Source organism: Rhizobium sp. 21-4511-3d (genome assembly GCF_053522545.1).
This window is the reverse complement of the sequence record NZ_JBNWCF010000013.1, coordinates 165,082-190,299: the sequence shown is the minus strand read 5'-3', so window position 1 is coordinate 190,299 and position 25,218 is coordinate 165,082. Positions and strand designations below refer to the sequence as shown.

The window sequence follows — 25,218 nt, the reverse complement described above, 5'->3', positions numbered from 1 at the left end:
GCTCATAACCTGAAGGCCGCAGGTTCAAATCCTGCCCCCGCAACCAAATCTCCCCGGAATCCTATCGACCTATCGATGGCGCAAAAGCTTCGCTTTCCCGGGTGATCGTAGATCATCGTCCTACGGACCATAACCTCAACGCAGAAGGTTCAAAGCCTCACCCCGAAACCAAACTTCCCGACACACATCACAGCCCGCCATCCGGCGGGTTTTTGCGTTTCTGGGCTAGATAAACCGCACCCTCACTCCTCCCGAAACGCACCGCTCAACTGATCCGTTAATGGCTTCGTCAAAAACGACATCGCTGTCCGCGCCTGTGTCGAGATGAAGACTTTGACCGGCATGCCGGGCAGGACTAGCAAGGTGTATTGCTGCTCCTTGGAGGTCGTGCGCGCCATAGCCACAGCCCGGCCCAGCTCTTCCAATGCCAGAACAGAAAAGGGCGCGACATCTGCCGCGCCCTTCTGGACTTCATCAAATCAATCGAAGCCGGATCAACCTGCCCGCAGGCTGTAGCCGTTCACGGCATCGAGCATATCGCGGACCTTGCGGCGCTCGCCCTCGAGTTCCTGCGTCAGCGCCTGGTTCTGTGCGTTCAGCCGTTGGATCTGGACCTGCAGTTCGCGGATATCGGCGAAGTTGAGGCGGCGGCCGATGGTCAGCAGGAGGTCGGCTGAATTGGTCTGGAGCGCGCGGCCTGTCACCGAGCTGTGGAAGCGGACTTCCTGAGCGTGATAATCGATCACCGTCTGCGCGGCGACGGGATAGCCGAGATATTCCATGATCTGGAAGATCAGATCGCCGACCTTGTTCGGAGTGCCGGCGGCCGGCGTTGCAGCGGCACGCGTGTCGGAAATCAGATCCCACAAGCCGCGGAACATCAGGTAGCCGAACTCGATCGGCTGGTCGTAGACCCATTCGAGATCGATGAAGCTCAGCTTTTCGCCGACGATGAGATTGCGCGGGATCGCATCGAGCAGCGAGCCGGGGACGCGGTCCTGCAGCTGCATCGGCGCGGGGATGCCCATGCCGGCAAGATGCTGGTCGAGCGCCTGCTTCCAGACACTGGTCCAGTTCGCAAGATGCTCGACGGACCAGCCGTCCTGCAGCAGGCAACGCTTGCCGATATCGCGCCACACCAGACCGGTTTCAAAGACCTCGTCTTCAAGATTGATCTTCAGCGGCGATAGATTCATGCCGTTGTTGTCAGCCTGAATGGCTTCGCGCTCGACCACGAGCCGCTCGCCCTTGCGCACGAAGCGCACCAGCTTCTGATACTGCGCGTCACGGCCGCCGGTGAAGTGCGTGGCCATGACATCGTCGGCTGCCAGCGGCTGATCGGAGGATACAAGCAGGAAGGAGTTGGCGAGATCGCCCTGCAGGCCGTTTCGCGCGATCACATCCCAGGCGAGGTCCTGTTCGAAAGCAAGGATGCCGGGGCGCTGCGGGTCGGTCGCCGTCGCGCCGCGGATCAGCGGCGAGAAATCGGTCGGCAGGTCGGCGGTCAGGGCTTCCTCGTTCAGCACGAACCGGGGCAGCTTGTAATCCGGGAAGGGGAACCAGTATTTCTGATGCGGCAGGCCGGCGGCCGTAACACGATGCGACAGCTCGCGCTTGCCGAAGGTAACGGGACCGTTCTGCGTATACTGATCTTCGACGCCGACCATCGGCCGCGCCAGGTGATCCTCGGGGAAGCCGGCGAGGTATTTGAGGCCGATCTGGTTTTCGATGGCGATGATCAGCACGCCGCCCGGTGCAAGCAGCGAACGCGCCTTGGCAAGCATCCGCTCGATCGCATCCTGGCCATCTTCGGCACCGAAGAAGACGCGCGCATATTCCAGCACGCCGATCAGCGTCACCGTCGCGAACTTCTGATCGATTTCGAAATTCTGCAGCGGCTCGGCGAGAACCGTGACGTTCGGAAGGTCGCGGCAACGTTCGGCGATGGTCGCGGCACGGCGTGGGCTACCTTCGAGGGCAAGTACCTCGTGGCCTTCTTCGCCGAGGAAGCGCGTCATGGCACCCGCGCCAGCGCCAATTTCCAGGACGGGGCCGCGGATCAGGTGCTTGATCGGCCGGAACAGATTGGTGCGTGTCGGATTGAGATGGTAGTTCGAAGGCCAGTCGGTGATCGCCCGCTCAAGTTCCTTGGAGAAAAGCGAGGTATCGGCAGACAAGCGCATGACATCGAGGATCCGCATTTCCGATGCGTCGCCGTCGTTGTAGCGGAACGCGTCGCGCGTCGTCTCGTGGCTCCAGACCTTGCCGTTCTTGCGGTAACCCGATGCCTGTAAGAGGTCTTGCATGAATTCTCCAATACAGCCGCGGCTGATTCTGACGAAGGTTTGAGAGACCAATCGCAGAAGAGGCTGGACCGAAGCTGACGGACGAACCGGTGTGCGGCTTGCCCAAGACGTCGCTGAAAACGAAAGAAGCCCGCTTTCGCGGGCTTCCCTGTTTCTTTCGATTGCCACTCAGCTCCGGATCGTCGCCTTGCCCTCATCGACAAGCCGCTGCGCCGCTTCCGCGGGCGTCGTCCGCTCGAACGCCAGCTCGTCGGCGATCGGACGAAACAGGCGCTGGTCGAATTCGGTCGAGCCGAGCGGCGCCGGCGCCGGGTAATCGCCGACCTGGTCCTTGAGCAGGTTGACATATTGAACCGTCGCCTGTTCCGTCGGGTTCAGGCCCGGCAGGATTGCCTCGCGCACGGCAGGCGACATCGGCACGCCGCGCTCGACGCCGAGGATTTTGCCGGCGTCGGGGCTGTTGACGAAGAAGTCGATGAATTTCGCGGCTGCCTCGCCGTTCTTCGTCGTCGCGCCGACGCTCCAGATCAGTGCCGGGCGATAGTAGTGCCCGGAGGGGCCGCCCTTCTTTTCGCGCGGAAGCGTGGTGATCGCCAGCTTGTTCTTGGAGATCAGCTGGTAGCCGACGAGCTGGTTGGAATAGGCCATGCCCATCGCCGATTTGCCAAGCGCCAGCGCGTTGGTATCGATCGTGTTCTGGTCGAGCGTCTGGACGTCGGCGCCGACTGTGCCGCCCTTCTTGCGAAGATCTTCCCAGAAGCTGTACCACTCCTTGGCATCGTCGACACCGAAACCGAGCTTGCCGTCAGCATAGAGGCTCTTGCCGCGCTGGCGCAGCCAGGCGTCGAAGACATAGGTATAGCGGGCGCCATAAGGGCCGCCCCAGTAATTGTCCTTGCCCGATGCCTTGGTGAGCTCGACGGCCAGCTTCGCATATTCGTCCCAGGTCAGATCCGTCGTCGGCAGCGGCAGGCCGGCTTTCTCGAAGGCAGCCTGGTCGAAGAACAGTGCGAAGGAATTGAGGCCGAGGCCGACGCCGTAGAGCTTGCCGTCGACGGTGGTCAGCTTCAGCATGTCCTTGCCGAAGGCATCGACCTTCAGCGTCGAGGGCACGAATTCGTCGAGCGCCAGGCAGGCGCCGCGCTTGGAATAGTCGGAAATCGTGCCGGGCTCGAGCTGGAAGACGTCGGCAATGGCGCGGCCGGCCATCTGTGTCGCAAGCTTGGTCCAATAGCCGTCGCCGCTCATGGATTCGCCGACGATCGTCACGCCGGGGGTCTTGTCCTGGTAGAGCTTGGCGACATCGAGCGTGCGCTTGGCACGGTCGTTCGAGCCCCACCACATGGCGCGCAGCTGCGCATCCGCCGCAAAAGCCGGTACGCCGCCGGCACCGAAAGCCAGGCCTGCCGTCACGCCGGCCGTGCCCATCAGAAATGAACGCCTGTTGATCTGCATGATGTTCCTCCTTTGGCTGCCCTCGCCGTCCTCCAACTTTGTCCGGGCATCTGGCGGCACAGCCTACGCAAAAAATGTTCGTTTGCAAGAAATTATATAAAACTTGCAAATTTGCATAATTTGCATAATGTCGCCCTATGAGCGAAACGAAATCCAAACGGCCGCGCCAGGCCGATATTGCGGCGCTGGCGGGCGTCTCCATCTCCACGGTGTCGCGTGTGCTTGCCAATGAGCCGGGCATTAGCGGCAGCGTGCGCGAACATATTCTGCGGGTGGCGGCCGAGCGCGGCTATCAGCCGAAGTCACTGATGGAAGCGCCGGCGGGCGGTCTGGCGTTGATCGCCAGCGACAGCGTTACCGGCGGTCTCAGCGTCTTCTATGAATCGATCGTAGAAGGCCTGCGCGCCGGGGCGATGGAAGCGGGCATGCCATTCGAAGTCCGGCTGCTGCGTGAAGACCGCGCGTCCCCCGATGCGATCAGGGGCCATATGGAAGCTACGAAGTCCGAGGGCTTGTTCCTCGTCGGTATCGACCCTTCGGACGTGCTGCGCCAATGGATCGAGGAGGAGAATGTGCCTGTCGTGCTGGTCAACGGCACGGATCCGCAGCTGAAGCTCGATGGAGTATCGCCCTCGAATTTCTTCGGTGCCTTCCAGGCGGCTGAGCGGCTGCTCGACGCAGGGCACCGGAAGATCCTGCATCTGACCGGCTCGCATCGCCACACGATCCGCGAGCGCGTTCGCGGCTTCGATACGGCAATTGCGACCCGCGGCGCGGAAAGCCTGTTGGTGCCAATGGATTTCTCCGGCAGCGCGACCCGGGAAGCCCATGAGCGCACCGCAGTACTGCTTGCCAAGGACAAGAGCTACACCGCCGCCTTCTGCATGAATGATTTCATCGCCGTCGGCGTTCTCGAGGCCGTCACCGAGGCCGGTCTTCGCGTGCCGGAAGATTTCGCCATCGTCGGCTTCGATGATCTTCCCTGCGCGATGATGACCAATCCGCCCCTGTCGACGATGCGTGTCGACCGGGCTGCGCTGGGGCGCGAAGCGATCGCGCTGATGATTGCCCGCTTCCGCGACAGGACTGCGCCTGCGCGCCACCTATGCCAAGCGGTCGTCCCGGTCTCCGGGGGGACTGTGCCAGATGCAAAAAATCGATGAGTGATGCAGATGACATATGATCCGGCCAGCGCCAATCCGCTTGCGGGCAATCCTCTGAAGACGCGCGACGATATGAGCCGCGCGCTTCATGCTCTCTTTGATCCGCTGCTGCCCTATTTTTCGGAAGGCAATGCGCGTGTCCGGCTTGATGGCGCCGGTGCGCATTTCGACCGGGCAGCAGCCGATCTCGAAGGTTTTGCCCGGCCGCTCTGGGGCCTCTCGCCGCTCGGCGCCGGCAAGGGAGAATTCGAGCACTGGCACCGCTTTGCGGAAGGCATCGCCAACGGTACCGATCCGGATCACCCGGAATATTGGGGCACCGTCAATGGCCGTGACCAGCGCATGGTCGAGCTCGCTGCGCTTGGCTTTGCAATTGCACTCACACCCGAAAAGATCTGGGAGCCGCTGAACGCGAAGCAGCGCGCCAATGTGATTGCCTATCTCAAGCATGCCCGGCAGTTCGACTATGCCGACAATAATTGGAAGTTCTTCCGCATCTTCGTCGATATCGCGCTTGATCGCGTCGGCGCGGATTTCGATCGCAGCTTGACCAGGCAATATCTCGAAGAGCTCGAAGGCTTCTATGTCGGCGACGGCTGGTATCGCGATGGCAATGTGCGTCGCGTCGATCACTACATTCCCTTCGCCATGCACTTCTACGGCTTGATCTACTCGAAGCTGGTGGATGACGACTATGCCAGGCGCTATCGCGAGCGGGCGCTGCTGTTCGCCAGGGATTTTCGCCATTGGTTTGCCGATGATGGCGCGACGATCCCGTTTGGCCGCAGCCTTACCTACCGTTTTGCCTGCGCCGGCTTCTGGTCGGCCCTTGCCTTTGCTGATCTCGAAGCGCTGCCCTGGGGCGAGGTGAAGCATCTCTGCCTGCAGCATCTGCGCTGGTGGCGCGACAAGCCGATGACCAATCGCGACGGCATTCTGTCGATCGGCTTTGCTTATCCGAACCTCTTGATGTCGGAGAGCTATAATTCCGCCGGTTCGCCTTATTGGGCCTTCAAGGCGTTCCTGCCGCTGGCGATCCCTGAAAACCACCCGTTCTGGACTGCCGAGGAGAAAGTGCCCGCGGCTGCTGCCGTGACGCCGCAGCGTCATCCCGGCATGGTCATCATGCATACCGGCGAAGATGCGGTGGCCCTGTCGTCAGGGCAGGAAAATCTCCAGATGCGGTTTGGTACCGAAAAATACGCAAAATTCGCATATTCGGCCCGCTACGGCTTCAGCGTCGAGGCAGACGAGCGCAGCTTTGCCGGCGCCGCTTTCGATTCCGCGCTGGCCTTCAGCGATGACGGCCTGCACTACCGTGTCAGGGAAACCAACAGGGAAGCGAAGATCGCCGGCGACGTGCTCTATGCGAAGTGGTCGCCCTTCAGCGATGTCAGCGTGGAAACCTGGCTGGTGCCTGCCGCACCTTGGCACCTGCGCGTTCACCGCATCAGATCGGATCGCGCCCTCCAGATCGCCGAGGGTGGGTTTGCCATCACCAAGCGGGATTTCGATCTCGACAGGCTGGAGGCCGGGGCTGGCGCGGCGCATGCGATCGGTGAAGCGGATTTCTCCGGTATCGCCGATCTCGGCTCCAGCATCGAGCGACAGGGCCTCGTGCAGAAGGCGCTGCCGAATACCAATATGATCGTTGCCAAGACCCTCGTGCCCCAGCTCCGCGGTGCGATCAAGGCCGGTGAAACCGTGCTTGTGACGGCCGTGATTGCCACCGGAGACCAGCAGGCGGCAAAGACGGCCTGGCTGAAGCCTCCCGCAAAACCCGATCTTGCGGCGCTTGAGGCGCTGGTTTCCAAGGAAGGCGTCACCGTCAGCGCCATCGAAGCGCCGGGGCAGATGCCATGACAGGTCCCGGCATTGCGCTTGCCATGCAGCCCGGCCAGCGGACCGAACACGTGTTGCCGGATCAGCTTCTCGACCGGCTGGCGGGTCTCGGCACGCTTATCGACCGGCAACCGCTCGAGAATTTCGATGACGAGCGCGCCAGGCGGGTGCTGACAGACACCGAGATATTGATCACCGGCTGGGGCGCCCCCTTTGCCGGAGAAAACGTCCTTTCGCTCGCCAAGGGCCTGAAGCTCGTGGCGCATGCGGCGGGCACGGTAAAGGGCATCGTTGGCGAGGAGATCTTCAATGCCGGCGTCAAGGTCACGCATGCGGCGGAAGCCAATGCCGTGCCGGTGGCTGAGTTTACGCTTGCGGCCATTCTCTTCGCCGGCAAGCAGGTCTTCCGCTTCCGGGATTTCTATACCGCCGACCGCGACCGTGACCGCACCTATCCGATGCAGCGGCTGGCGATCGGCAACTACGGCCGCACCGTCGGCATCATCGGCGCTTCGCGGATCGGCCGCCGGGTGATCGAACTGTTGAAGCCGTTCGAGTTCAAGATCGTCCTCTTCGACCCGACGCTGAGCGCCGCCGAATGCGCGGTCCTTGGTACAGAGAAATGCGATTTGGATACGCTGATGCGCATCTCCGATATTGTTTCGCTGCACGCACCATCGCTGCCCTCGACGCGTCACATGATCGATGCCGGGAAATTGGCGCTGATGAAGGACGGCGCGGCGCTGATCAATACGGCGCGTGGCGCGATTATCGATGAGGCCGCGCTGCTCGCGACCCTCGCCACCGGCCGCATCGATGCGGTCATCGACGTGACCGATCCGGAAGTTCCGGAGAAGGCATCGCCCTTCTACGACCTGCCGAACGTTTTCCTGACGCCTCACATTGCAGGGGCGGTCGGATTGGAGCGGACGAGGTTGGGCGAAATGGCCGTGGACGAGGTGGAGCGCTTTCTGAAAGGCGAGCCGCTGCGCTATGCGCTAACGCTCGCCGATCTCGACCGGGTCGCCTGAGGCGGCAAAGCGACGCCCCAGGCCTGATTTTATTAGCCGGCTTTTATGCTGTTCGGCGAGCCGTCATTGGCAAGCTCCGGCATCAGCTCGGCGATCGAGACCACCTTGCCGGTGCGTGAACTCTGCAGTGCTGCAATCCCGCACAGAACCGACATGGCGCCCGCCCGCGTTCCGGCGCGCTGATGCAGGGCGTCATCCATATCGGGCTTGAAGATCATGTTGCGCATCCGGTCGTCGCCGCCATAGTGGCCGCCAGAGGAATGCGGAACGGTGATCCGCTCGACGGCTTCCTTGCCGTTGGGGAAATTTCGGATCAGCAGGATCTCGTCTTCCCGCTTCATCTCCCACGGTTGCGCCTCGTACTGACGGATCTCGATGCGACCCTTGGTGCCGTTGAATGCCAGGTGATGGCCCTCGATCGGCTGGAAAGTGTTCAGCGAATAGGAAACGTGGACGTTGTTGCGGTAACGGATGCTGACGACCATCGTATCGGGAATGTCGATATCCTCGCGGAAGACGCAGCCGTCGCGGAAATAGCCATCGACCTTCGAGGGATCCTCGTAAAGCGTGTCGAGGAAGGGGTCGGCGCCGAGGTCGAGATAATAGTCGCACTCGGCGGTGTGGGGACAGAGCTTGCAGCGCGGGCCGCGGAACGGGCCTTTGCGGCCGTAGTTCTGCAGGTCGGCGAAAGACGTCACGGCTTCCGGATCGCTGTCGAGATACCAGTTCAGCAGGTCGAAATGGTGGGTCGCCTTGTGAACGAAAAGGCTGCCGGAATTCTCGGTATAGGCATGCCAGCGGCGGAAATAGTCGGCGCCGTGCTTGGTGTTCAGGTACCAATGGAAATCGACCGATGTGACGCGGCCTATCTCGCCGGAATTCAACAGTTCCTTGATGCGCGCCGCCGTCGGCGCGTAGCGGTAGTTGAAGGACACGTCGACGCGCTGGCCCGTCCGCTTCTCGGCGTCCATGATCCGGCGGATCTTGTCGACCGCCGTCGTCATCGGCTTTTCGGTGATGACGTCGATGCCTGCCTCGAGCGCCCGAACGACGATTGCGTCGTGGGTGTGATCAGGGGTGCAGACGATGACGAGGTCGGGCTTGACCTCCTTCAGCATCGCGTCGATGTCGTCATAGATCGGGGCGTTGCTGCCGATCATCGTGCGGGCGCGTTCTCCGCGCAGCGCATTCTTCTCGACGATGGCGACGAGATCGACATGCTCCCGCCAGCCGGCAAGCAGGTCCTTCCCCCACATGGTGGTCCCGCGATTACCGGTCCCGATCAGTGCAAAGCGGCGCTTCTCCATCGAATGATCCTCCTTCATACGTGCTGAAACGAATATATCCAATTAAACCAGGCAGCAGCTATGATACCGGTCGACGCAGGTCGCGATGACCTCTTCCGCCGGACGCTTCCACCAATTGTCTGCCGAAAAGATTTCCACCTCCTGTGCGCCGAAGAAGCCTGCCTCCTCGATCATGCGCCGGATGCTCTTGAGATCGATCACGCCATCGCCCATCATCCCGCGGTCAGTCAGCATGTCCTTGGTCGGAACCAGCCAGTCGCAGATGTGGTGGGCGAAGATGCGTTTCATGCGGCCGGCGCGGGCGATCTGCTCGGCAAGCTCCGGATCCCACCAGACGTGATAGACGTCGATGGCGACGCCGACATCGGTGCCGAGCTGCTCGCACATGTCGAGCGCCTGGCGCAGCGTGTTCACGCAGGAGCGGTCGGCGGCATACATCGGATGAAGCGGCTCGATCGCCAGCGGCACGCCGGATGCCTTGGCATGGGGCAGGACAGCGGCAACGCCATCGGACACCATCTGCCGGGCAGCGCCGATATCGCGCGATCCACCGGCCAATCCACCAACGACGAGCACCAGGCAATCCGCACCGAGCGCTGCGGCTTCGTCGATCGCCCGCCTGTTGTCGTCGAGGTTCTTCTGCCAGTCGCCGTCATTGGCCGCCGGAAAAAAGCCGCCACGGCAGAGACCGGTCAGCTTCAGGCCGTTCGATTTGACGATGCGCACGGCTTCGTCGAGACCGGCCTTGGCGACCTGATCGCGCCAGGGCGCAATCCTGGTGATGCCATGCTTCAGGCAGATATCGACTGCTTCGGCAAAGCCGCATTGCTCGCGGATCGTTGCGAGATTGATCGAAAGACCTTCCACCTGCATGTCCTGTCCTCCCTGTCTGACCGGTCACTGCACGCCGTTAACGGCGAGCACCTGCTTCATGCGGCTGATGGCCAGATCCGGGTCGGCAAGCACGCGCGCCTTGTCGGCGAGCCGGAAGAGTTCGGCCAGATGCGTCAGCGACCGCGTGCTCTGCTGCCCGCCGACCATCGCGAAATGATCCTGCAGACCGTTGAGATAGGCGAGGAAGACGACGCCGGTCTTGTAGAAGCGGGTCGGCGCCTTGAAGATATGCCGCGAAAGCGGAACGGTCGGATCGAGCAGCTCGAAGAACTCGTTGTTGCTCTGCCGCCCGAGCGCCTCCATGGCGGCCGAGGCCGCCGGCGCGATCGCATCGAAAATGCCAAGAAGCGCGTCGGAATGGCCCTGTTCGTCGCCGGCGATGAGTTCGGCATAATTGAAATCGTCGCCGGTATACATGCGCACGGATTTCGGCAGCTGCCGGCGCATCGCCACTTCCTTCTCCTTGGAAAGAAGCGAGATCTTGATACCGTCGACCTTGGCGGCATTGGCCTCGATGACCTCCAGGCAGGTCGACATCGCCTTGATGTGGTCGCCGTTGCCCCAGTAGCCCTCGAGCGCCGGATCGAACATCTCGCCGAGCCAGTGGATGATCACCGGTTCCTTTACCTGGCGAAGGATCCGGTCGTAGACGCGGATATAGTCATCCGGCCCCTTGGCCGCCGCCGCCAGCGCCCGGCTCGCCATCAGGATGATCCGGCCGCCTTCGGCTTCGACGGTTTCGATCTGCTCTTCGTATGCCTTGATGATCGTATCGATCGTCACATCGGGTCCGGGCGTCAGGTGATCCGTACCGGCGCCGCAGGCAATCAGCGCATCGTCGCGCCCGCGCGCCTCGCGCAGCGCACGGCGGATCAGGTCACGCGCCTCGGGCCAGCCGAGACCCATGCCGCGCTGCGCGGTATCCATCGCCTCGGCAACGCCGAGCCCGAGATCCCAGAGGCGGTGGCGGAAGGCGAGCGTCCGCTCCCAGTCGATCGCCGGTGTCAGCCAGGGATCGTTGTCGGCCAGCGGATCGGCAACCACATGTGCCGCCGCATAGACCACGCGCGGAAAATCCTTGGCCTTGCGCTTCTTCACTTCGATCGGCGTGCCGGTCAGCTGGTAGGCGGCGATCTTGCCATCGAGCGGAAGGTTGATCGTACCTGCCATGATCAGAACTCCAGTGCGGGAACGTCGAGCCAGCGGCGTTCGGCCCAGGATTTCAGGCCGAGTTCGGCAAGCTGCACACCCTTGGCGCCGGCTTCCATGCCGTAGGGCCACGGTGCATCCTCGGCGACGTGGCGCAGAAACATTTCCCACTGCGCCTTGAAGCCGTTGTCGAAGAGCTGCGTATCCGGCACTTCGTCCCAGGTCTTGTAGAAATCGATCGTCTGCGGCTGGTCGGGGTTCCACACCGGCTTCGGCGTGTTGACGCGATGCTGCGTCCAGCATTTCGTCAGACCGGCAACGGCCGATCCATGGGTGCCGTCGACCTGGAAGGTCACGAGATCGTCGCGGCGCACGCGCACGGCCCAAGAGGAATTGATCTGCGCAATCACGCCGCCATCGAGCTCGAAGGTCGCATAGGCGGCATCGTCGGTATCGCAATTATAGGTCTTGCCCTGCTCGTCGACGCGGCTGCCGATATGAGTGGCGCCGAGGCAGGAGACGGCCTTGACCTCGCCGAACAGGTTGTCGAGCACATAGCGCCAATGGCAGAGCATATCGAGGATGATGCCGCCCCCGTCGCCCTTGCGGTAGTTCCAGGACGGACGCTGCGCGGGGACACCCCAATCGCCCTCGAAGACCCAGTAGCCGAACTCGCCACGGACTGACAGGATCTTGCCGAAGAAGCCCGAATCGCGCAGCAGCGCCAGCTTGCGCAGGCCGGGCAGGAACAGCTTGTCCTGCACCACCCCGTGCTTGAGGCCAGACTTGCGGGCCTTGCGCGCCAGCTCGATCGCCACCTGCAGATCATCGGAGATCGGCTTTTCGCAATAGACATGCTTGCCGGCATCGAGCGCTCGCGAGAGCAACTCGGCGCGCATCAGCGTCGTGCCGGCATCGAAGAAAATGTGATCGTCGGGATTGGCAAGCGCTGCGTCGAGATCTGTCGACCAGCGCTTGATGTTATGCTTACGGGCAAGCTCTTCCATCTTGTCGCGGTTGCGGCCGACGATGATGGGATCGATCTCCAGTCTTTCGCCAGATTTCAGCAGAAGACCGCCCTGATCGCGGATCGCCAGGATCGATCGCACCAGGTGCTGATTGTATCCCATGCGGCCGGTAACGCCGTGCAAAATGATCCCGAGACGCGCCATTTTTTCCTCCCTGCCAATCGGTTTCCAGCGGGGAGCGGGCTTGGCCCGGCCCTCCCAAGCCGGTAACTAAACGGTTACTTGATGGCAGATGAAAACCGGACCTGTCAATAGGCAAATCCGGATTCGACTTTTCAGCGCTTGATTGAGGCGAGCGTCACATGGACGATATGGCGCTCCCAGGTGTCGAGATTTTCGGGCTGGATCAGCGGGCGGCCGAAGATTGTCGAGAGCGTGTACTGGTTGGAAAGATAGAAATATCCGAGCGATGCGATGGTCAGATAGACATGCAGCGGATCGGCGCTTTCGATGAAGACGCCTTCCTTCTTGCCGCGCTCAAGCACCTGGGCGAGTTCGCCGATCAGATGCGAATGCAGTTCCTTCAGCCGCACCGATTGCCGCAGCCAGCGGGCGCGGTGCAGGTTTTCGGTTCCGAGCAGGCTCAGGAATTCCGGGTGCTTGAGAAAATATCGCCAGGTGAAGAGCGCGAGCTCGGTAATGCCCTCTTCCGGATTGCGGTCGCCGATATGCAGTTCGCGTTCGGCGGTGCGGATGCCGACATAGGCCTCTTCGAGGACGCGCAGATAGAGCTGCTCCTTGTCGCCGAAATAGTGGTAGAGCATGCGCTTGTTGGTGCTGGCGCGCTCGGCGATGGCGTCCACGCGGGCGCCGCCCATGCCGTTTTCGGCAAACTCCTGCGTTGCCGCCTCTAGGATCGCAGCCTTGGTTCTTTCCGGGTCGCGTTGCAGCACGCGTTCGCCGGCAGCGCGCTTCGACTTTTTCTTTTCACCAGTCTGGCCGGTATCGTTCATCGGCTTATCTCCCCAGACGCTAATGTTGCGCTCATAAGGCTTCGGTGCGAGGTTGTACAAGCGAAATTCGAGGAGGAAACCTCGCTGAATTATGACCGCTTGACAGGCTCGATGCTTGTCCATAGCTTGTAACCAATTAGTTATTTGTTGCAAGAGAAACCAGCAAGGAGCGTGTGGAGGCGCTCCCCAAGGGAGGAGGAAAAACAGATGACATTCAGCATTAATAGACGTGGTTTCATGGCGGGAGGGGCCTCGCTTCTCGCGCTTTCGGGTATGGGTATGCCTGCATTTGCGCAGGATGCCCGCCTGCGCCTTATCTGGTGGGGCTCGCAGCCCCGCGCAGACCGCACCAACAAGGTGTCGGATCTCTACAAGGCCAAGAATTCCGGTGTTTCGATCACCGGCGAATTCCTGGGCTGGGGCGATTACTGGCAGAAGCTTGCGACCCAGGTCGCCGGCAAGAACGCCCCCGACGTGATCCAGATGGATTATCGTTACATCGTCGAATATGCCCGGCGCGGCGCTCTTGCGCCCCTCGAATCCTACATGCCCTCGAAGCTGCAGCTCGGTGATTTCGATCCGGCGCAGATCGAAGGCGGCAAGGTCGACGGTCATCTCTACGGCATCAGTCTCGGCGCCAATTCTGCGGCCACGGTCGTCAATACCGTTGCCCTGCAGGAAGCCGGCATCGAGCCGCCGAACAACAAGACGACCTGGGAAGAACTCGGCAAGATGGGCGCCGAGATCACCAAGTCTGGCAAGCGCAAGGGCTTCTTCGGCTTTGCCGACGGCAGTGGCGCCGAGCCGCTCTTCGAAAACTACGTACGCCAGCGCGGCAAGGCGCTGTACACGGCGGATTCGAAGATCGCCTTCGGTGTCGATGACGCTTCCGAATGGTTCGACATGTGGGCGAAGTTCCGCGAAGCCGGTGCCTGTGTGCCGCCTGACGTTCAGGCGCTCTACAAGGACACGATCGATACGGCCCCGCTCACGATGGGCAAGGCCGCTATCGACTACGCGCACAGCAACCAGTTCGTCGGCTTCCAGGCCGTCGTCAAGGACAAGCTGACGCTCAGCAACTACCCGCGCATCAAGGCGGACTCGAAGGGCGGCCACTACCGCAAGCCGTCGATGTTCTTCTCGGTGTCAGCGCAGTCGAAGGTGCTGGATCAGGCCGTCGATTACGTCAACTTCTTCGTCATGAATCCCGATGCCGCCAAGGTGCTCGATGTCGAGCGCGGCATTCCGGAATCGAAGTCGATGCGTGATGTCGTCGCCGGCACGCTCGATGATGTCGGCAAGATCCCGCTGAACTACGTGGCAAATCTCGGTGATCTCGCCGGCCCGCTGCCGCCGCCGCCGCCGACAGGCGCAGGCGAGGGACAGACGGTTCTGCGTCAGCTCGCCGAGCAGGTCGCCTTCGGTCAGGTAACCCCTGCCGATGCCGGCAAGCAGCTTGTGGATGAAATTACGCGCGTTCTCGCGCGGGGTTGAGCCATATGAACAATGCGATGCGCACGACGGCCGACGGAGCCGTGACGGTGGAACGTTACCAGGGAGCAGTGGCAGACAGCCGTTTCAGGCGGCTGTGGAATGCCAATGCTCCGGGTTATCTCTTCCTTCTGCCCTGGCTTCTGGGCTTCTTCGGGCTGACGCTCGGACCTGCCCTGATCTCGCTCTACCTGTCCTTTACCGACTTCGACATGTTGAGGGCGCCGGGCTGGGTAGGCACGGCCAACTATGTGCGCATCGCAACTGCCGATCCGAAATTCGCAGCCGCGATGTCGGTGACGCTCACCTATGTGGTGCTCTCGGTACCGTTCAAGCTCACCTTCGCGCTCATGGTCGCGATGGCGCTGAACCGCGGGATTCGTGGCCTGCCGGTCTACCGCGCCATCTTCTACCTGCCGTCGCTTCTCGGTGGCAGCGTGGCGATCGCGGTTCTCTGGCGCCAGCTCTTTGCCGGTGACGGCCTCGTCAATGCGGCGCTGGCACAGATCGGCATCCAGGGGCCGAGCTGGATCTCGCATCCGAGCTATTCGATCTATACGCTGGTAGCGCTGTCGGTCTGGCAGTTCGGTTCACCGATGATCATCTTCCTCGCCGGTCTTCGCCAGATCCCGCAGGATATGTATGAGGCCGCAAGCCTCGACGGCGCCTCGAAGTTCCGCCAGTTCTACAAGATTACCCTGCCGCTTCTGACGCCGGTGATCTTCTTCAATGCGGTGGTGCAGACGATCGAAGCCTTCAAGGCCTTCACGCCGGCCTTCATCATTTCCGGCGGCACCGGCGGTCCGATCAACTCGACGCTGTTCTACACGCTCTATCTCTACCAGGAAGCCTTCGGCAATTTCCGCATGGGTTATGCCTCGGCGCTCGCCTGGATCCTGGTGGTCATCATCGCGATCTTCACCGCCTTCTCGTTCCTGTCCTCGCGCTATTGGGTTCACTACGATGACTGAGATGACCGCTACAGTGACCGCGGCCAGGCCGCCATCCGACGTCAACAAGCGCAGCCTGCCGGGCTCGATCGTCGTCCATATCCTGCTGATCGGCGCATCGCTGCTGATGCTCTATCCGCTGCTCTGGATGGTTTCGGCCTCCGTGCGCCCGGAAAACGAAATCTTCTCATCGACCTCGATCATTCCGTCGTCGATCGATTTCAGCTCCTACGTCCGCGGCTGGACCGGCCTCGATATCACCTTCGGCCGCTTCTTCTGGAACTCGCTCGTCATCTCGCTGCTGACGGTCACCGGCAATGTCATCGCCTGCTCGCTGGCGGCCTTTGCCTTTGCCCGCCTGCGCTTTGCCGGCCGGAACTTCTGGTTCGCGATCATGCTCGGCACGCTGATGATCCCGTATCACGTGACGCTGATCCCGCAATATGTGCTCTTCCTCAACCTCGGCTGGGTCAACACCATCCTGCCGCTGGTCGTGCCGAAATTCCTGGCAAGCGACGCCTTCTTCATCTTCCTCATGGTGCAGTTCTTCCGCGGCATCCCGCGCGAGCTGGATGAGGCGGCGATGATGGACGGCTGCAGCGCCTGGCGCATCTACTGGAAGATCATGCTGCCGCTGTCGCTGCCGGTTCTGGCGACGGCCGCGATCTTCTCCTTCATCTGGACCTGGGACGATTTCTTCGGTCCGCTGATCTACCTGAACGACATGAACACCTACACGATCCAGCTCGGTCTTCGTACTTTCGTCGACTCGACCAGCGCATCGGACTGGGGCGGATTGTTCGCCATGTCGACACTGACGCTCGTGCCCGTGTTCTTCTTTTTCCTGTTCTTCCAGCGCCTGCTGATCGAAGGCATTGCGACGACCGGCATGAAGCGCTGATGCCAATGGGAAAGAATGACATGACCATCAAGACTGTTGCCATTGTCGGCTGCGGTATCGGGCGTTCGCACATCGTCGAAGGCTATCTGCCGCATCCCGATCGCTTCAAGGTCGCAGCGATCTGCGACCTGAACGAAGAACGGCTGAAGACCGTCGGCGACGAGTTCGGCATTGAGCGCCGCACCACGTCCTTCGACGAGCTTCTGGCGGATGATGGTATCGACATCATCGATATCTGCACGCCGCCGGGCATTCACAAGGAGCAGGTGATCGCCGCACTCGCCGCCGGAAAGCACGTCGTCTGCGAAAAGCCGCTGACAGGATCGCTTGCTGGAGTCGACGAGATCATGCGCGCCGAGAAGGCCGCCAAGGGCACGCTGATGCCGATCTTCCAGTATCGCTACGGCGATGGCATCGAGCAGGCCAAGCGCATCATCGATGCCGGGATCGCGGGCAAGTTCTACATGGGCTCGGTCGAGACCTTCTGGCTGCGTAAGCCGGAATATTATGCCGTTCCCTGGCGCGGCAAATGGGCGACCGAGCTCGGCGGTGTACTCGTCACGCACGCCCTGCATCTCCACGACATGCTCTTCCATCTCGCCGGCCCCGCCGCCCGCGTCTTCGGCCGCGTTGCGACGCGCGTCAACGATATCGAGGTCGAGGATTGCGCCTCTGTCAGCCTTGAGATGCAGAACGGCGCCTTCGTTTCGCTCTCCTGCACGCTGGGTTCGCAGCAGGAAATAAGCCGTCTGCGCCTGCATTTCGAAAACGTCACCTTCGAGAGCAACCACGAAGCCTATTCGCCCGGCAAGGGACCCTGGCAGATCCTGGCTGCAAACGACGAGGTGCAGGCAAGGATCGATGCCGCCCTCGCGGACTGGCAGCCAGTCGCCCCGCGCTTCAATACGCAGATGGTCCGCTTCCATGATTATCTCAGTGGTAACGGGCCGCTGCCGGTCACTTCTGCAGACGCGCGCCGGGCGCTGGAGCTGGTGACGGCGATCTATCAATCCTCGGACAGCGGGGCTGACGTCGCGCTGCCGATCGGGCCGGAGAGCCCCAAATACGCCGACTGGCGTGCAAAAACGCGATAACGGGATCAGAGAGGATTTGGGAGATGGCAACGAGTGTCGTTCTTCAGAAGGTCGAGAAGCGCTACGGGTCGCTTGATGTCATTCACGGCATCGACCTGACGATCGATCCCGGCGAATTCGTCGTGTTCGTCGGCCCGTCGGGTTGCGGCAAGTCCACGCTGCTGCGGATGATCGCCGGTCTCGAGGAAATCTCGGGTGGCACGCTGCTGCTCGACAGCGAGCGGATGAACGAGGTGGCGCCGGCCAAGCGCGGTATCGCCATGGTCTTCCAGTCCTACGCGCTCTATCCGCATATGTCGGTCTACAAGAATCTGGCTTTCGGGCTGGAGACAGCCGGCTACAAGAAGGCGGAGATCGAGCCGAAGGTGCGCCGCGCCGCCGAGATCCTGCAGATCGAGAAGCTGCTCGAGCGCAAGCCGAAGGCATTGTCCGGCGGCCAGCGCCAGCGCGTCGCAATTGGCCGTGCTATCGTTCGCGAGCCGCGCATCTTCCTCTTCGACGAGCCGCTGTCGAACCTCGATGCCGAACTGCGCGTGCAGATGCGCGTCGAGATTTCGCGGCTGCACGGCAACCTCGGCAACACGATGATCTACGTCACCCACGACCAGGTGGAAGCCATGACCATGGCCGACAAGATCGTGGTGCTGAATTCCGGCCGCATCGAGCAGGTCGGTGCGCCACTCGATCTCTACAACAACCCGGCCAACGTTTTGTCGCCGGCTTCATCGGCAGCCCGAAGATGAACTTCCTGAAGGCGAAGATCGAGCAGGTGAATGATGGCGATACCGTCATCAACGTTTGCGGCACCTCGATCCGCCTGCCGCGCCGCCTGAAGGGCGCCGCAGGATCGGACGTCACCTTCGGCATCCGTCCGGAACACCTGACCGTCGCCGCAAGCGGTGTCGAGCTCGCGACCGTCAATGTCGATCTCGTCGAGAATCTCGGCGGTGCGACCATGCTCTACAGCACGACGCCCGATGGTCAGCAGCTGACGATTGCGCTCGATGGCCAGCAGAAGGTCGAACGCGGCACCAACGTCAAGACGTCCTTTGATCCTGCCCGCTGTCACGTCTTCGATGCCTCGGGCGCGACCATCTGAGCGGCTGCTCAGCTTGACAGCCAATCCTCCTCTGGCCCATCATTTTGAAAATGGGCCGCGAGGGGGATGAGCGTGACGCCTGAAGATAGGATTCATGCACTCGGCATCTGGCACGGGCCGGTCGAGATCGAACCTATCACCGGCGGCATCACCAATCGCAACTATCTCGTCCGTGATCGCAGCACGCGCCGGGTCGTCAGGCTTGGCGACGATATTCCGATCCATCACATCAGCCGGCCGAACGAGCTCGCAGCCAGTATCGCCGCCCATGCCGCAGGCCTGTCGCCAGCCGTCATCCATCATGCGCCCGGTATTCTCGTCCTCGATTTCATCGAAGCCCGCGCGCTGACCGCTGCAGATCTACAGGATGAGCAAACCCTGCAGCGGACGCTGCCGCTGATCCGCGCCTGCCATCGCGACATCGCCCGCCACTTCCGCGGCCAGGCGATGATCTTCTGGGTATTTCACGTTATCCGCGATTATGCGGCTAATATTGCGGCCGCGGGCAGCAACTATGCACCGTTGCTGCCAGGCTTTCTCGAAAGGACGGACAGCCTTGAGGCCGCTGCTGGTCCGTTCGAGATCGGCTTCGGTCACAACGATCTCCTGGCCGCCAATTTTCTTGATGACGGCAAGCGGCTTTGGCTGATCGACTGGGACTATGCCGGCTTCAACACACCGCTCTTCGATCTCGGCGGCCTTGCTTCCAACAACGAACTCCCGGAAGCCACCGAACGCATGATGCTCGAAAGCTATTTCGAGACACCGCTGACGCTTGATCTGTGGCGTCGCTATCGCGCCATGAAATGCGCCTCGCTGCTGCGCGAAACGCTCTGGAGCATGGTCTCCGAGACCCATTCGACCATCGATTTCGACTACGCCGCCTATACCGCCGAAAATCTTGCGCGTTTCGAGCGCGCCTATAAGGCATTTGAACAGGATCAGTAGAATGACGAAGGAATTACCGAAGACGGCAAAGGCCGTGGTCATCGGCGGCGGCATTATCGGCTGCTCGACGGCCTATCATCTCGGAAAGCTCGGTTGGACCGATACTGTGCTCTTGGAGCGCAAGAAGCTGACATCAGGCACGACCTTCCACGCCGCCGGCCTCGTCGGTCAGCTGCGCACCAGCGCCAATATCACCCAGCTGCTCGGCTATTCAGTCGATCTCTACAAGAAGCTGGAGGCCGAGACCGGGCTCGGGACCGGCTGGAAGATGAATGGCGGCCTGCGGCTCGCCTGCAATGAGGAACGCTGGACGGAGGTAAAGCGTCAGGCGACCACGGCCCAGTCCTTCGGCCTCGAAATGCATCTGCTGACGCCGCAAGAGGCCTTCGATCTCTGGCCGCTGATGAACATCGATGACCTCGTCGGCGCGGCCTATCTGCCGACCGACGGTCAGGCGAACCCTTCGGATATCACTCAGGCGCTCGCGCGCGGCGCCCGCATGGCTGGGGTCTCTATTTTCGAAGACACCGAAGTCATCGATCTCGAAATCGACAAGGGCCGCATCCGCGCCGTCATCACCGCCAATGGCCGCATAGAGTGCGAACGCGTCGTCGTCTGTGCCGGTCAGTGGACCCGTGCCTTCGCCGCCCGCTTCGGCGTCAATGTGCCGCTCGTCTCCGTCGAGCACCAGTATCTGATCACCGAATCCTTCGGCGTTCCGTCAAACCTGCCGACGCTGCGCGATCCCGATCGCCTGACCTATTACAAGGAAGAGGTCGGCGGCCTCGTCATGGGCGGTTATGAACCGAACCCGATCCCCTGGGCCACGGGCGGCATCCCCGAAGGCTTCCATTACACGCTCCTCGACAGCAATTACGATCACTTCGAACAGATCATGGAGCAGGCGCTGGCCCGTGTTCCAGGCCTGGAGACGGCGGGCGTCAAGCAGCTGCTGAACGGTCCGGAGAGCTTCACGCCGGATGGCAATTTCATCCTCGGCGAAGCGCCGGAGCTGAAGAACTTCTTTGTCGGCGCCGGCTTCAACGCCTTCGGTATTGCGTCCGGCGGCGGTGCCGGCATGGCGCTTGCCGAATGGGTGACGAAGGGCGAGCCACCCTACGACCTCTGGCCGGTCGATATCCGCCGCTTCGGCCGCCCGCATTTCGACACCGACTGGGTCCGCACCCGCACGCTTGAGGCCTATGGCAAGCACTATACGCTGGCCTTCCCCTTCGAGGAGCATTCGAGCGGCCGCCCCTGCCGCAAGTCGCCGCTCTACGATCGCCTCAAGGCGCAGGGCGCCTGCTTCGGCGAAAAGCTCGGCTGGGAGCGGCCGAACTGGTTTGCCGATCTCTTCGCCAACGAAGAACCGAAGGACATCTACAGTTACAACCGACAAAACTGGTTCGATGCCGTTGGCCGCGAGCACAAGGCGGTGCGCGAGGCCGCGGTCATCTTCGACCAGACGTCTTTCGCGAAATTCGTGCTGAAGGGCCGCAATGCCGAAGCGGCGCTCGGCTGGATCGCCTCGAATGACGTGGCCAAGCCCGCCGGATCGCTTGTCTATACCCAGATGCTGAACGACAAGGGCGGCATCGAATGCGATCTCACCGTCGCCCGGATCGCCGAGAACGAATATTACATCGTCACCGGCACCGGCTTCGCGACCCATGACTTCGACTGGATAGCCCGCAATATTCCGGAGGGTATGCAGGCCGAGCTGGTCGATGTCACCTCCGCCTATTCAGTTCTGTCGCTGATGGGGCCGAATGCCCGCACCGTGCTGGAGAAAGTCACGTCCTCGGATGTATCGAACGCCGCCTTCCCCTTCGGCCGCATCAAGACCGTCGGGATCGCAGGTTGCCCGGTCAGGGCACTGCGCATCACCTATGTCGGCGAGCTTGGCTACGAACTGCATGTGCCTGTAGAATACGCCACCACCGTGTACGATACGCTGATGGCGGCCGGTGCCGGCCTCGGCCTGATCAATGCCGGCTACCGCGCCATCGAAAGCTGCCGTTTAGAAAAGGGCTACCGCGCCTGGGGATCGGATATCGGCCCGGATCATACGCCCGTTGAGGCAGGCCTCGCCTGGGCGGTGAAGACGAGAAAAGCCACCCCCTTCCGCGGACGCGAAGCCATCGAGCGGCAACTCTCCGGCGGCGTCAAAAAAATGCTCGCCTGCTTCGTGCCTTATGATCCCGATGTCGTCCTGCTCGGCCGCGAAACCATCTATCGCGACGGCCAGCGCGTCGGCTGGCTCTCCAGCGGCGGCTTCGGCTACACGATCGGCAAGGCGATCGGTTTTGGCTATGTCCGCAACCCGGCGGGCGTGACGGAGGATTTCGTGCTGTCGGGCAGGTATGAACTCGATGTCGCGCGGGAGCGGGTGCCTTGCTCGGTGTCGCTGAAGCCGTTGTATGATCCCGAGATGAAGAGAGTGAAGGGGTAGCCGAGCGCCCCCGATTCTCCCTCATTCCTGTGCTTGTCACAGGAATCCAGCCACCGCGCGTCTGCGCGGTGAATGAATCTGTCAGCTAGAGGAAGGGTCCTCCCGGCCCAAAGACTTGGGCCGGCTGGATCCCTGTGACATCCCGTGGGCGCAGCCCTAAGGGCACAGGGATGAGGGCGGCGGGTGGGGCAGTTTTGCGACTGCCGACCCCCGCTAGCGGGGCTCAGAACAACGGCAACTTGTTATCCTGGATCAGAATATCCAGCTTGTTCGCCACATCCTCAGTCCAGACCGCATTGTCCGTCAGCGCCTTCGGGAACAGTCCCGGAAGCGTGAACAGCGCTGCGGAAACCGCGCCGCCGTTGCGCGGCACGTCGGCGAGCAGCATGGCGATTTCTTCTGCGCGGGGATCACGCAGTTCGTAGGCTTTGCCGTTTCGATCAACGCCGATGGCATAGCGCATCCAGGCGGCGACGGCTATGGCGTAGGTCTCGGCCTGGCTGCCGCGGGCGAGTGCTTCCGTTGCCGGTTCGAGCAGGCGCTGCGGCAGTTTCTGCGTTCCGTCCATTGCGATCTGGTAGGTGCGGTGCGCGATCGCCTTGTTTGCAAAGCGGGCGATCAACTCGTCCGCGTAGTGCTCCAGATTGATGCCCGGCACCGGATCGAGCGTCTTGGCCGCAGCGTTCATCTGCCGCCGCGCCAGAGCCGCCAACCCTTCGTCGTCCATGACGTCGCGGATATATTCATAGCCGCCTATATAACCGAGGTAGGCGAGCAGCGAATGCGCGCCGTTCAGCATGCGCAGCTTCATCTTTTCGTAAGCCGAGACTTCATCGACCATCAGCACGCCGGCCTTGTCCCAGTCCGGGCGGCCGTTGGCGAAATGATCTTCGATCACCCATTGCGTAAAGGGTTCGGTCTCGATCGCGGCAAGGTCCTGCCGTCCGGTCAGGCGCTCGGCATCGGCGTAGGTCGCGTCGGTGCTGGCTGGGGTAATGCGGTCGACCATGGTCGACGGGAACGGCACGTTGGTCTCGATCCAGGCGCGAAGCTCCGGATCGATACGGCCCGCGAAATCGAGAACGAGACGCTTCAGCACCGCGCCGTTGCTCGGAAGGTTGTCGCAGCTGAGCGGCGTGAAGGGCGCAACACCCTTTGCTCGACGGCGCGCAAGACCTTCGACCAGATAACCGACGACGCCGCGCGGTGCGTGGCGGTTGGCAAGATCGGCGGCGACATCCGGATGCGTCAGGTCGAGGCCGCTGGTGCGCACATCGAGACCATAGGCCTTCTCGGTTACCGTCAGGCTGACGATGCGGATCGCCGGATCTTCGAGCCGCGACAGCAGCAGCGCCGGATCGCGCGGCGCCACATGCGCCTTCAGGATCGGGCCGATGACCTCGGCCGTCGTGCCCGACGTGTCGCGGATCAGCACCGTGTAGAGGCCGTTCTGCGCCGTCAGGTTGTCGGCAACGTCAGGCGTGCGCAGGCTCGCGACCTCGATACCCCAGTCGCCGCCGGTGGCGGCGAGTGCTGCATCGGTGAAGGGCGCGAAATGGGCGCGGAAAAAGGCGCCCGGGCCGAGATGCAGAATGCCTGCCTTCAGCTTGCTGCGGTCATAGGCGGGAAGCTTCGCCGTCGGCGCCAGGCCGTTCAGGTCCTTCAGTCGATCGCTCACAGCTTGTAGGCCTTCTTCGCGTTGTCATAGGAGAGTTCGCGCACGACGATCTCGGCGTCCTTCTTGCCGATCCGGTGCTCGGCCGTCAGCTGCGCCAGGAAGCCGCAGGCCTCGCGGCGCCAGACGTCGTGACGGGCAGGGATCGAGAGCAGGGCGCGCGTATCGTCGTTGAAGCCGGCGAGATTGGCAAAGCCGGCAGTCTCGACGACCTGGTCGAGATAGCGGCGGATGCCGTTCGGGCTGTCGTGGAACCACCAGGGCGGGCCGATCATCAGGCATTCCCAATGGCCGGCCATCGGCGCCAGCTCGCGGGCATAGGTCGTCTCGTCGAGCGTGAAGAGCAGGACGCGAAGGCCCGGCGCATGGCCGTATTTCGAAAGCAGCGCGCTGAGCCCGCCGACCCAGTCGGTACGGGTCGGGATATCGGCGCCCATGTTCGGGCCGCGCGTGGCGAAAAGACCGGAATCGGTATTGCGGCGCGATCCGGCATGAATCTGCATCACCATGCCGTCTTCGGCGGAAAGCCCGGCCATCTCGGTCATCATCTGGCCGCGGAAGAGCTCGGCATCAGCAGCCGAAAGCGGACCTTTCAGCGCCTTGTCGAGCAGTGCCTGGCGCTCGGTGGCGGAGAGATCGGCGGTGAATGCGGTTGGAACACCATGGTCGGTGGCGGTGGCACCGAACTGGCGGAAATAGGCGCGGCGCTTGCGATGCGCGTCGATCATCCCGTCCCATTTGGTGACGTCGCAGCCGGTGATCTCGCCGAGTTTGACGAGATTGTCTCGGAAGCCGACAGCATCCGGATCGGTGACGCTGTCGGGGCGGTATGTCGTGCGGACCTTACCGATCCAGCCGTCCTTCTGCATTTTCTGGTGATGCACGAGCGGGTCGAGCGCGCCTTCCGTCGTGGCGATCGTCTCGATGCCGAATCGCTGGTGCAACGCGCGCGGGCGGAACTCGGGCTTGGCGAGCTGCTCGTTGATATGGTCGTAGAGCGTGTCCGCATTTTGAGGCGTCAGCGGCTCGCTACAGCCGAGCACGGCCGACATTGCGTGGTCGACCCAAAGGCTGGAAGGCGTGCCGCGGAAAAGGTGGTACTTCGCGGCGAAGGCGCGCCAGATGTCGCGGCCCTTGGAGACCGGCTTGCCGTCGAGCCGGGGAACGCCGAGCTCGTCGAGCTTCGTGCCGGTGCTGTGCAGCATGCGGAAGAGATAATGGTCGGGAATGACCAGCAGCGAGGCGGCATCCTCGAAGGGCTTGTCCTCGGCGAACCAGGACGGCTCGGTATGCCCGTGCGGGCTGACGATCGGCAGCGCGCGGACCGTCTCATAGAGATCGCGCGCGATCGTCCGCGTTGCGGGATCGGCTGGAAAAAGCCGGTCCGGATGAAGAAAGCCGTTTCCTACGTCCATCAGATTTCCTCCCTGTTGGCGTAGGGCCTACTCCACCTCACGGGACACGGCAAGGCCTATCGGTA

General features: G+C 62.1%; 19 protein-coding genes and 1 pseudogene. 10 read left to right on the top strand and 10 right to left on the bottom strand.

Annotated elements, in window-relative coordinates; all coding sequences use genetic code 11:
- Window positions 1–242: 242 nt before the first annotated feature.
- The 3 genes from ACQZ5H_RS25645 to ACQZ5H_RS25635 all read right to left on the bottom strand — a co-directional run bounded on the left by ACQZ5H_RS25645 (window position 243) and on the right by ACQZ5H_RS25635 (window position 3,761).
- Complete coding sequence (locus ACQZ5H_RS25645; RefSeq protein ID WP_449099322.1) at window positions 243–398, bottom strand: hypothetical protein; 156 nt, start codon at window positions 396–398, stop codon at window positions 243–245.
- Between the two features lie 96 nt (window positions 399–494).
- On the bottom strand, window positions 495–2,306 hold the full coding sequence (locus tag ACQZ5H_RS25640; RefSeq protein ID WP_449099321.1) for a class I SAM-dependent methyltransferase: 1,812 nt from the start codon (window positions 2,304–2,306) through the stop codon (window positions 495–497).
- Window positions 2,307–2,474: 168 nt separating this feature from the next.
- On the bottom strand, window positions 2,475–3,761 hold the full coding sequence (locus tag ACQZ5H_RS25635; protein ID WP_449099320.1) for an ABC transporter substrate-binding protein: 1,287 nt from the start codon (window positions 3,759–3,761) through the stop codon (window positions 2,475–2,477).
- A 137-nt stretch (window positions 3,762–3,898) separates the two neighbouring features.
- On the opposite strand from ACQZ5H_RS25635, the gene ACQZ5H_RS25630 reads away from it, so the two are divergent.
- The 3 genes from ACQZ5H_RS25630 to ACQZ5H_RS25620 are packed head-to-tail and all read left to right on the top strand — an operon-like array spanning window position 3,899 to window position 7,797.
- Window positions 3,899–4,924 (top strand): LacI family DNA-binding transcriptional regulator, encoded by a 1,026-nt coding sequence (locus ACQZ5H_RS25630; RefSeq protein ID WP_449099319.1) that lies wholly within the window; start codon window positions 3,899–3,901, stop codon window positions 4,922–4,924.
- A 9-nt stretch (window positions 4,925–4,933) separates the two neighbouring features.
- On the top strand, window positions 4,934–6,787 hold the full coding sequence (locus ACQZ5H_RS25625) for a DUF2264 domain-containing protein (RefSeq protein WP_449099318.1): 1,854 nt from the start codon (window positions 4,934–4,936) through the stop codon (window positions 6,785–6,787).
- A complete protein-coding gene (locus ACQZ5H_RS25620; RefSeq protein ID WP_449099317.1) occupies window positions 6,784–7,797 on the top strand; it encodes a hydroxyacid dehydrogenase in 1,014 nt (337 codons plus the stop codon). Before ACQZ5H_RS25625 ends, ACQZ5H_RS25620 begins: the two co-directional genes overlap by 4 nt.
- Window positions 7,798–7,829: 32 nt before the next feature.
- Here ACQZ5H_RS25620 and ACQZ5H_RS25615 read toward each other — a convergent pair whose 3' ends face one another.
- From ACQZ5H_RS25615 to ACQZ5H_RS25595, 5 genes are all read right to left on the bottom strand, one after another.
- On the bottom strand, window positions 7,830–9,104 hold the full coding sequence (locus ACQZ5H_RS25615) for a Gfo/Idh/MocA family protein (protein WP_449099316.1): 1,275 nt from the start codon (window positions 9,102–9,104) through the stop codon (window positions 7,830–7,832).
- Between the two features lie 42 nt (window positions 9,105–9,146).
- Entirely contained in the window at window positions 9,147–9,977 is an 831-nt protein-coding gene (locus ACQZ5H_RS25610) for a sugar phosphate isomerase/epimerase family protein (RefSeq protein WP_449099315.1), read from the bottom strand.
- Between the two features lie 24 nt (window positions 9,978–10,001).
- Window positions 10,002–11,168, bottom strand: a complete 1,167-nt coding sequence (locus ACQZ5H_RS25605) for a dihydrodipicolinate synthase family protein (protein ID WP_449099314.1) — start codon at window positions 11,166–11,168, stop codon at window positions 10,002–10,004.
- 2 nt (window positions 11,169–11,170) lie between these two features.
- Complete coding sequence (locus ACQZ5H_RS25600; protein ID WP_112714298.1) at window positions 11,171–12,319, bottom strand: Gfo/Idh/MocA family protein; 1,149 nt, start codon at window positions 12,317–12,319, stop codon at window positions 11,171–11,173.
- 131 nt (window positions 12,320–12,450) lie between these two features.
- Window positions 12,451–13,128 carry a TetR/AcrR family transcriptional regulator gene (locus tag ACQZ5H_RS25595; protein WP_449099313.1) on the bottom strand — a complete coding sequence of 226 codons (678 nt, stop codon included), beginning with the start codon at window positions 13,126–13,128 and terminating at the stop codon, window positions 12,451–12,453.
- A 207-nt stretch (window positions 13,129–13,335) separates the two neighbouring features.
- On the opposite strand from ACQZ5H_RS25595, the gene ACQZ5H_RS25590 reads away from it, so the two are divergent.
- From ACQZ5H_RS25590 to ACQZ5H_RS25560, 7 genes and pseudogenes are all read left to right on the top strand, one after another.
- Window positions 13,336–14,622, top strand: a complete 1,287-nt coding sequence (locus tag ACQZ5H_RS25590; RefSeq protein ID WP_413710625.1) for an ABC transporter substrate-binding protein — start codon at window positions 13,336–13,338, stop codon at window positions 14,620–14,622.
- 5 nt (window positions 14,623–14,627) lie between these two features.
- Window positions 14,628–15,590 carry a carbohydrate ABC transporter permease gene (locus tag ACQZ5H_RS25585; protein WP_203429867.1) on the top strand — a complete coding sequence of 321 codons (963 nt, stop codon included), beginning with the start codon at window positions 14,628–14,630 and terminating at the stop codon, window positions 15,588–15,590.
- Window positions 15,583–16,470, top strand: a complete 888-nt coding sequence (locus ACQZ5H_RS25580) for a carbohydrate ABC transporter permease (RefSeq protein WP_112714290.1) — start codon at window positions 15,583–15,585, stop codon at window positions 16,468–16,470. Before ACQZ5H_RS25585 ends, ACQZ5H_RS25580 begins: the two co-directional genes overlap by 8 nt.
- A 20-nt stretch (window positions 16,471–16,490) precedes the next feature.
- A complete protein-coding gene (locus ACQZ5H_RS25575) occupies window positions 16,491–17,564 on the top strand; it encodes a Gfo/Idh/MocA family protein (RefSeq protein ID WP_449099312.1) in 1,074 nt (357 codons plus the stop codon).
- Window positions 17,565–17,587: 23 nt separating this feature from the next.
- Window positions 17,588–18,663: pseudogene (locus ACQZ5H_RS25570) on the top strand (ABC transporter ATP-binding protein).
- A 66-nt stretch (window positions 18,664–18,729) separates the two neighbouring features.
- Window positions 18,730–19,611 carry a phosphotransferase gene (locus tag ACQZ5H_RS25565; protein ID WP_449099311.1) on the top strand — a complete coding sequence of 294 codons (882 nt, stop codon included), beginning with the start codon at window positions 18,730–18,732 and terminating at the stop codon, window positions 19,609–19,611.
- Window position 19,612: 1 nt separating this feature from the next.
- Window positions 19,613–22,063, top strand: coding sequence for a GcvT family protein (locus ACQZ5H_RS25560; protein WP_449099310.1), 2,451 nt, complete (start codon window positions 19,613–19,615; stop codon window positions 22,061–22,063).
- A 223-nt stretch (window positions 22,064–22,286) separates the two neighbouring features.
- Here ACQZ5H_RS25560 and ACQZ5H_RS25555 read toward each other — a convergent pair whose 3' ends face one another.
- Together ACQZ5H_RS25555 and uxaC are read right to left on the bottom strand one after the other, a co-directional pair.
- On the bottom strand, window positions 22,287–23,741 hold the full coding sequence (locus ACQZ5H_RS25555; protein WP_449099309.1) for a mannitol dehydrogenase family protein: 1,455 nt from the start codon (window positions 23,739–23,741) through the stop codon (window positions 22,287–22,289).
- The gene (gene uxaC / locus ACQZ5H_RS25550; protein ID WP_449099308.1) at window positions 23,738–25,153 is read right to left on the bottom strand and encodes a glucuronate isomerase; all 1,416 of its coding nucleotides are present in this window, start codon (window positions 25,151–25,153) and stop codon (window positions 23,738–23,740) included. Before uxaC ends, ACQZ5H_RS25555 begins: the two co-directional genes overlap by 4 nt.
- Window positions 25,154–25,218: the final 65 nt, after the last annotated feature.